Raw genomic sequence first — 3721 nt, forward strand, 5'->3', positions numbered from 1 at the left:
GGATTATACGGATTTTGTACAATCCTCCTTTTTTGTACCCTTTTTTAGGTAGATTACACGTATTGGGAGGTATATATGGATACAAGTGTAATGATAACTCTTGGCTCCTTGGCATATGCTACACCAATTGGTATGCCTGCCAATACTATGGTATACAATATAGCTGGCTATAGCTTCATGGATTATGTGAAAGCTGGTTTGCCACTTATCGTTGTATCAAGTATCGTAGCACTTATTTTACTTCCAATCCTATTCCCATTCTAATAAGATAAGTATTTGGTATATATTGAAAGCCCTGATGTACATTTACATCAGGGCCTTTTCTTGGTTATGTATATATAGTGTTTGTTTTGCTATATATTAGATAGATTACTAAATTTGTTAGACATAAGTATTAGACATTAGAGGAACTTTCACATATAATAGAGTAATGTAAGTGTACAAATATACATTCACAGTAGACATATTTTATGAAACGTATATGTCTATCTAATAGTTGTTATATAGGTTTATGTGGCCATAGCGCCGAGGAGGCTTTATGTTAAGCGATATTGAGATTGCCCAACAGAATAAAATGGAAAAAATTCAGGTTATTGCCGATAAATGTGGTTTAACACCTGATGATATTGAACAATATGGTCATTATAAAGCGAAGATTTCTTTTGATGCCATTCGTCGCTTAGAAGCTAAGCCAGATGGTAAATTGGTGCTTGTTACGGCTATTACACCGACACCAGCGGGGGAAGGTAAGTCCACAACGAGCATTGGTCTCGTACAAGGTCTACAGAAAATCGGTAAAAATGCGATTGCAACCTTACGTGAACCATCCTTGGGCCCTGTATTTGGTATAAAAGGTGGCGCAGCAGGTGGCGGTTATGCTCAAGTAGTACCAATGGACGATATTAACCTTCACTTTACAGGTGATATGCATGCTATTACAGCAGCCAATAACTTGTTATCCGCTATGATTGATAACCACATCCATCAAGGTAATGAATTGCAAATCGATTTGCGTCAATTATCTTGGACTCGTGTTCTAGATATGAATGACCGTGCACTTCGCAACGTAACCGTAGCACTTGGCGGCAAAGTATGTGGTTTCCCTCGCGAAGATCACTTCATGATTACTGTTGCTTCTGAAATTATGGCTATTCTTTGCTTAGCTAAAGATCTAGAAGATTTGAAAGAACGTTTTGGTCGTATTGTAATTGGTTGCAATTTAGCAGGTGAACCTGTGTATGTGCATCAACTTGGTTGCCAAGGTGCGATGGCCCTTCTTATGAAAGATGCTATTAAACCAAATCTCGTACAAACATTAGAGCATACGCCGGCTATCGTCCACGGTGGTCCATTTGCAAACATCGCTCATGGTTGTAACTCCATCGTAGCTACAAAATTAGGTCTTAAATTAGGTGATATTGTAGTTACAGAAGCTGGCTTCGGTGCTGATTTAGGGGCTGAAAAGTTCCTCGACATTAAATGTCGTTACGGCGACATTTTCCCTGATACAATCGTTATTGTAGCTACATTACGAGCTCTTAAAATGCATGGTGGCGTACCAAAACAAGAGCTTAATACAGAAAATGTTGAGGCTGTTACAAAAGGTTTCAGCAACTTACAGAAAGCAATCGAAAACATGCGTTACTTTAACGTACCTGTACTAGTAGCCATAAATAAATTTGCTACCGATACAGATGCGGAAATCGCTGAGTTAACTCGCTTGTGTAATGAATTTGGCGTCCCTGTTGAGCTTAATGAATGTTGGGAAAAGGGCGGCGAAGGCGGCATTGATATGGCTAAAAAGGTCGTTGAATTGCTTGAGGGTTCAAAACCAACACCTAAATTCGTATATGATGTAGAAGATAGCTTAGAAGAAAAGGTAAATAAGATCGTTACTACGATTTATGGTGGTGATGGTGTTATCTTTACGGATAAAGCTAAAAAGCAAATTAAACAATTAGCAGATTGGGGTCTCGATCGTTTGCCTGTATGTATGGCGAAAACACAATATTCCTTGTCTGATAATCCTGCGTTGCTCGGTGCACCAAAGGGCTTTACTATTACTGTATCCGATATTCGCGTTGCCAATGGGGCCGGCTTTATCGTATGCCGTACAGGTGATGTAATGGTTATGCCAGGCCTTCCTAAACGCCCAGCAGCTCTCAATATGGATATAGAAGCAGATGGTACGATTAAAGGCTTATTCTAATAGTAAATACTTATAGTTAGTCTTTCTAAAACGGATTAATCTTTAAGACTAATTTTAATTAGAGTTATAGCGTTTATTGTTTAAACTGTTACAGTTGTATAGTAATTATAAGGAGATAACAAGGTTCCTCTTGTTATCTCCTTTACATGAGGTATAGATATGAAATTAGTAGAACAAAAAGTAAGTGACTTTTTAGCCGCTACTGCATCTAAAGAACCTACACCTGGTGGTGGTGCCATTGCGGCCTTAACAGCTGCAACGGGCGCTGCATTAGCTGAAATGGTGGCAAACTTAACCTTTGGGAAAAAAGGATACGAAGAGGTTCAAGCTGAAATGAAAGACCTTCAAAGGAAGGCGGAATCTATTCGGAATCGCATGCTTGAATTGTCCCAAGCTGATGCGGATGTATTTAACATCTTTATGAACGCATTAGGTTTGCCAAAGAATACTGATGAAGAAAAGGCTATGCGTAGTGCCGCAATTCAGCAAGCTTATAAAGATGCGGCTATGGTGCCCTTTGAAATCGGTGAATTAGCGTATCAAATCTTTGATTTAGCGGATATGGCAGCTCGCAAGGGCAATCAAAATCTTATTACAGATGGTATTATCGCTGCTATTAATGCTCGTGCTGCGGTAAAGGCGGCATTCTTAAATGTACGTATCAATTTATCTGGGATTAAAGACGAAGCCTTTGTAACTGATATAACTACAAAAATGAATGCTATAGAAAAAGATCTTGATGCTAAAGAGGCGGCTATTATAGGTTTATATGCATAACTAGCTCAAAATAGCAATTTAAAATAATAGCTTGAAATAACTTGATAGATATATAGATATATTAATTAATAAAATCTGAACGGTTTCGAACGATTTATACTTTTGAGAGTATAATGTTCGGAAAAATTAAAAAAGAGAACTTATTATTGCTTTTAAAAATAATAGGTTCTCTTTTTTCTATTGTTAAAATCCGAACGATATTGTAAAATAAATGGGTGTTATTTCGAGGTTTGATGTAGGAGACATTATGACAGATCAAAAACAAATGAATACGGTCGATAGTATGTTGCCAATACCACAGCTCTTTGCCTTTGGTTTACAGCACGTATTGGCCATGTATGCAGGCGCCGTTGCCGTACCTATTATCGTGGCACAGGCCATGCACTTGCCTGTGGAAGATTTGATTCGCTTAATTACAGCGGACTTATTTACTTGCGGTGTTGCCACATTAATCCAGACGTTAGGTTTTGGTAATATTGGTGGACGTATTCCAATGATCCAAGGGGTTACCTTTGCATCTGTAGGCCCTATGGCCATGATTGGGGCTCAGCATGGTATGACTGCTATTTACGGCGCCATTATTGTAGCCGGTTTATTTACATTCTTGATAGCGCCATTCTTTAGTCGCCTTATTCGATTATTCCCACCTGTAGTTACAGGTACAATTATTACCATTATCGGTATTAACTTGATGCCAGTTGCCATTAATTGGATGGGCGGTGGTGTAGGCAATCC

General features: G+C 38.6%; 3 protein-coding genes and 1 pseudogene. All 4 read left to right on the forward strand.

The features are described from left to right. Window positions 1–105 precede the first annotated feature (105 nt). A pseudogene (locus QZ055_RS08525) lies at window positions 106–264 on the forward strand (SLC13/DASS family transporter); the annotation flags it as partial. Between the two features lie 274 nt (window positions 265–538). Then, a complete protein-coding gene (locus QZ055_RS08530) occupies window positions 539–2209 on the forward strand; it encodes a formate--tetrahydrofolate ligase (RefSeq protein WP_119209117.1) in 1671 nt (556 codons plus the stop codon). Window positions 2210–2368: 159 nt separating this feature from the next. Beyond that, a complete protein-coding gene (locus QZ055_RS08535; protein WP_295826177.1) occupies window positions 2369–2986 on the forward strand; it encodes a cyclodeaminase/cyclohydrolase family protein in 618 nt (205 codons plus the stop codon). A gap of 247 nt (window positions 2987–3233) precedes the next feature. After that, a partial coding sequence (locus QZ055_RS08540) for a solute carrier family 23 protein (RefSeq protein ID WP_295826180.1) occupies window positions 3234–3721 on the forward strand: 488 nt, incomplete at its 3' end.

Source organism: uncultured Veillonella sp., assembly GCF_905209685.1.
Lineage (GTDB): Bacteria > Bacillota > Negativicutes > Veillonellales > Veillonellaceae > Veillonella.